General features: G+C 60.1%; 5 protein-coding genes. 2 read left to right on the plus strand and 3 right to left on the minus strand.

The window, feature by feature from the left end; translation table 11 throughout:
• The 3 genes from IRZ31_RS20305 to IRZ31_RS20315 form a co-directional block, all read right to left on the minus strand.
• On the minus strand, positions 1–441 hold a 441-nt coding region (locus IRZ31_RS20305; RefSeq protein WP_297157267.1), incomplete at its 3' end, for a PAS domain-containing protein.
• A gap of 52 nt (positions 442–493) precedes the next feature.
• Positions 494–1,123 (minus strand): response regulator transcription factor, encoded by a 630-nt coding sequence (locus IRZ31_RS20310; protein WP_297157270.1) that lies wholly within the window; start codon positions 1,121–1,123, stop codon positions 494–496.
• 242 nt (positions 1,124–1,365) lie between these two features.
• On the minus strand, positions 1,366–2,064 hold the full coding sequence (locus IRZ31_RS20315) for an NUDIX hydrolase (protein ID WP_297157272.1): 699 nt from the start codon (positions 2,062–2,064) through the stop codon (positions 1,366–1,368).
• 260 nt (positions 2,065–2,324) lie between these two features.
• On the opposite strand from IRZ31_RS20315, the gene IRZ31_RS20320 reads away from it, so the two are divergent.
• Both IRZ31_RS20320 and IRZ31_RS20325 read left to right on the plus strand, forming a co-directional pair.
• The gene (locus IRZ31_RS20320) at positions 2,325–3,959 is read left to right on the plus strand and encodes a hypothetical protein (protein WP_297157274.1); all 1,635 of its coding nucleotides are present in this window, start codon (positions 2,325–2,327) and stop codon (positions 3,957–3,959) included.
• A gap of 91 nt (positions 3,960–4,050) precedes the next feature.
• Complete coding sequence (locus tag IRZ31_RS20325) at positions 4,051–4,563, plus strand: putative immunity protein (protein ID WP_297157277.1); 513 nt, start codon at positions 4,051–4,053, stop codon at positions 4,561–4,563.
• Positions 4,564–4,587: the final 24 nt, after the last annotated feature.

Genomic DNA, 4,587 nt, shown 5'->3' on the forward strand with positions numbered 1-4,587 from the left:
TTCAGCTTTGCGTTCAAGCTGGCGCTGGAAGGTGAGGTCACGCATGACGATGATGGTGAACCACTCTCCCTGACTCTCGATGACGCTCTGCTGGCATTCCACTTCCCGCTTCTCGCCACTGGAACGCAGGATGACCGCAGACCAGCGCCCAGCCTGCAGGCTGAAGAGGTGGGCGCTGTCACTCTGCTGCTGGGGGAAGAGGACGTTCAGGGGCTGGCCCTGCAGGCTGCTGACCTCGCGTCCGAAGATCTCGGCAGCAGCCCGATTGCCATAGAGACAGATCTGCTCGGCATTGCCGATCAGGTAGCCGTCCGGGGAAAGATCCAGCAAAGGTGCTACGATGGTCGGGTCCAGTCGGCTGAGATGCAACAGGTGCTGAAGGGGCAGGTGATTGCTGTCTGCTCTGCGAGACGTCAGGGCGGGTCGCGAGCTATGTGACATGGTGGTACCTCCCTTGAGGCGCACCTCCCAGGTGGGATAGACGAGGAAGGCGCTAGGGCGCGGGCATCAAGCCATTGCGCATGGCATAAAGGACGGCCTGGGTGCGACTCTGTACGCCGAGCTTGTGGAGAATGTTGCTGACGTGGGTCTTAACTGTCTCTTCGCGCAGATGGAGTGAGCGCGCAATCTGTTTGTTTGATTGGCCCTGGCCGAGAAGCTGAAGCACCTGCTTTTCGCGCCCGGTCAGCTTCTCAACCTGACTCTGTCCGTGCAGTTCGTGCATCAGATGGGTGAGGGCCGAGGGCGCGAGCTGCACCTGGCCAGCGGCGGCAGCACGCAGTGAGCGACACAGCTCTTCGCCGTCAAGGTCTTTGAGCAGGTAACCAATGGCGCCAGCCCGCATAATCTCGACAATGGTCTTCTCTTCGAGTACGCTGGTTAGCCCGAGCACCTCGATCTCGGGCAGCTCTTTGCGAATGGCTGCCGTGGCAGCTATGCCGTCCATGACGGGCATCAGAATGTCCATCAAGACAACATCGGGCATCAGCTGGCGCGCCAGTTCGACGGCCTCGGCGCCGTTCGCTGCCTCACCTACAATTTCGATATCCGGGTCCATGCGGAGAAAGAGGCGCAATCCTTGGCGCACTACTTTGTGATCGTCGGCTATCAGGACGCGAATCATTGCGCAGCCCTCCTTGTTCGATCAGCAGCGACCACTCTTCTACAGAGGAGGCAGGTCAACGGGCAGCACTCCGAAGCAGAGTATACCATACCCGGCGATTGGCTTGCCGGTCGCGTGGAGATTGAGCAGGCAAGGTGAACAGTGGCAAAGGCTGCTTCCGCTGCGCTGGGAGGGGCCACTCTGCCGGTTTGCTTGTTCGGCTGCGGCTCTCTCGCTGTGACTGTTTCGCTTACGCGGGCTGGCTAGAGCAGTCCCCGCGCTCTGGCTCGCGCGTAGGCTGCCAGCGTGAAGCCGTCGGTGATCGTATTCTCACGGATCAGCCGCTCAAATAGGGAAAGTGGCGTCGGCAGAATCTCGCCAATGGCTTCCCGCTTCTCTGGTGTGCCATAAGTTGCGACTTCAGCGTAAAAGAGTTCATCGCACTCCGCGGTTATGCCGGTATTGGGGTGGATCTGGCCAAGGGGAACGAGGCGCAAAGGCTCGGCACCCAATTCTTCTACCAGCTCTCGGCGGGCGCTTTCTTCGCTGGTACAGCCCGGCCAGCCAAATCCTCGCGGGATCTCCAGGTGCCAGCTACGGGTGGCGTGGCGAAAATGACGCAAGAGCAGAATCTGCCCCTGATATATGGGAAGGATCACAACGCCAGGCGTCTGCTCTCTCGGCGCCACCAGGCGGATATAGGAGCCGATCGCTCCATCCGGGAAGCGCACGGCATCGCGCAGCACGAGCAGATATTGATCATGATAGGCGACGCCCACCTGCGCCCATTCCCTGGCCTTTTCCTGGGTTACCCCTTGCGCGCTCAGTGCTTCTTGCATCGAGGTTTCTGCCTGGGCAATCTCCTCCTGACCAAGCAGGATGGTAATGATGGCCCCCGACGGATTGGCGAAGAGATCGGGACGCTCCTGAACCAGCTCGAAATACTGCTCCGGATTCTCCATCTGGCCGTTGCTCCTGCACACTTTTTGAGGTTCTTGACTATGCTGACCCTGCTCTGCGACCATGCCCCGTATAGCCACCCAGCAGGGCAGGTTTCGGTTTGCTCCTGGCTCTGCCCCCAGACAGCTTGATCTCTATTGGAGTACATAGAGTCGGCAACGTCAAGGAATCAATGAAAAGTTATCTACACACGAGGTACGGGTGACATGGAAAAAGGAGTGGGCTGAGGCGTTTCTCTCTCTGTAGAGAAAGGAGTCCGGCCATGAATCAACCGCCCGAATCGTCTTCCCAAATGGCCCAGGATCAGGCTCAGGCTCAACCGTCGCGACCATCACCACCAGCTGCCCGGCTTGGGCAAGACGGCAACATCGAGTTTGAGCGGCTGAGTACCGATGAGCTGCAGTCTGTTCCAGCTGTGGCTCAGGCCCTCGATAACCAGTGGCTTCCATGCCGCTTGCTTCAGCCAGTTTTTCAGGCCGGTGGAGTTACATCGAAACACGATCGGATCTTAAGAAATTACGTCCGCTCAGAGTACGTTCGCTTGCTGATCCAAAGTGAACAGATCATTCTGAATCGCGCGTACCTCTATAACTCGGCAGCGGTCACGCAGGATTACGTCGGTAGGCGCAACCCTACACGCCCGATCTTCCAGGAGTTGCTTGAGAAGGCTACGATTGTCCCCTTCCTGCTCCATGAGCGCAGTCCAGCAGATCCACCCCAATCCTCACCAGGCGGCCAGGGAGAAGCTTATGGTGTCACGACAGCCTTCCAGCAGTGGCGGGAGGTATGCCAGGAGGTGCGCCCTCGCTGTCTCCGCCTTTCCTGGGATGATCAGGAGAACGAGCGCCGGGCCAGGCGCGCCCTGGTACACCCCTTTGCCAGTTTCGCCAAGTCCATCACTCAGCACGATCTCGACCTCTGGCTCCAGGATCTTGCCCTCCCCGCGAGCGCCAGGGAGCCTTTTCGTCAACGTCTGATCGAGGTCGAGCGCTTCTGTCTCGATCTGACCGCCGCTGGTAAGGATGTGACTCGCGACGCCCTGTATAGGGAGTTCGTGGTGGCAGGGCCAAATACGGCTGAGCGACGCTACGATGGCAGCAAGCCTTTCGCTGCAGAGCTGAAGCAGCTCTTCGATCTGTGCTATAATGCGAACCTCCCCAATGCTTTGGGAAGCTATCTGCTCACGCCCGCCGACAGCCTGCCACGTGTCTCCTTACAGGAGCTGGTAGCTCTTCAACGGCTGGCGTCGATGAGCGGCGAGGAGATTGTACAGCTCCTTAAGCGTCTGGCCTTTGAGCTTGTGCAACAAGGGCTGAATCTCCCGTCTCTGCACCTGCTCAGCCTGCGGGATGTGGCGGAGATCCGCCGCATGGATGAATGGCACCACTATATGCAGCAGCTTCGGGACTTGCTCGCCCATCCCCAGACCTTTGCTGATGGGGGCACCGCCCACGTCTATGAGAGCTATATGCGCCTGACCAGAAGAATTGTGCAGATGCTTCAAGAGAGACGGCAGCGCATCCCGCTGAGGGTCTGGACTCCCGTTGTCATGATCGTCTTTAATATCGCCGGGGCGCTCCTTGAGGTCACGCTGACCAACAACGGCCCGATCTACACGCTGGCCGGGCAGGTTGCCGCGTCCCTGGCAGGAGAGGCCGCTTCGGTCGTCGCAACACTGGTGATCCGCGATGCCGCGCAACGGCGCTCCCAACAGGATCTGAGCATGAGCGTTGACTTTATGCGCTGCCGTTTGCGCGCAGCGCAGGAACAGTGGCGCGAGATTCAACGCATGGTCCGGGCCTTACCAGGCTTTCAGGAGAGCCAGGTTCCCCCGGCAAGACCCGACGAGACTGATTCCAACCTGAGTGGATCGGAGAGCGACGCTCACTCAGGCTGAGCAACTCGACACTCCATACGTCAAGTACCCCTGCCTCAAGCCAGGAGCTTCCTGCATACAGTTCGCGCAGAGGGGAAAGAAAGGATTGAGCATGATTCTACCGAAGGAGCGCGATCCCCGCCTGATAACCATCCGCCGCGGTGGAACGCTTACCGACGATCATCATCGATTGCTTGCTCTCTGGGCGGCCACCTGTGCAGAGCACGTGCTGCCGCTCTTCGAAGCGGTTCGCCCAGAGGACCCGCGACCGCGCCAGGCTATCGCCGCTGCACGTGCCTGGGTCCGCGGCGAGATGAAGATGATGGAGGCCCGCGCCGCTGGCGGGCATGCGATGGCGGCAGCCAGAGACTTGCGCGGAGCCGCTCGCTATGCCGCCTATGCCGCTGGTCAGGCGGCGGTTGTTGCCCACGTCGCCGCCCATGCCCTGGGCGCTGCTGCTTATGCGATCAAGGCCGCGCGTGCTGCCGCCCCGGCAGGTGAGGACGAGCGCGCACGAGAACGTGAATGCCAGTGGCAGCGTGACCAGCTTCCCGACGCCATTCGTGAGCTGGTTCTTGATGATCAGCGGGCGCGCAATGCCCTCTGCTGGTTTGTCTTCTCTTGAAAGCAGGGCCGATAAGGCGAGCAT

It is taken from the genome of Thermogemmatispora sp. (genome assembly GCF_019683635.1).
Taxonomy (GTDB): domain Bacteria; phylum Chloroflexota; class Ktedonobacteria; order Ktedonobacterales; family Ktedonobacteraceae; genus Thermogemmatispora.

Excerpts from the sequence above, each read along its gene's own strand:
- IRZ31_RS20310 (WP_297157270.1), bottom strand. The coding sequence starts at position 1,123 with ATGATTCGCGTCCTGATAGCCGACGATCACAAAGTAGTGCGCCAAGGA.
- IRZ31_RS20315 (WP_297157272.1), bottom strand. The coding sequence starts at position 2,064 with ATGGAGAATCCGGAGCAGTATTTCGAGCTGGTTCAGGAGCGTCCCGAT.
- IRZ31_RS20320 (WP_297157274.1), top strand. The coding sequence starts at position 2,325 with ATGAATCAACCGCCCGAATCGTCTTCCCAAATGGCCCAGGATCAGGCT.
- IRZ31_RS20325 (WP_297157277.1), top strand. The coding sequence starts at position 4,051 with ATGATTCTACCGAAGGAGCGCGATCCCCGCCTGATAACCATCCGCCGC.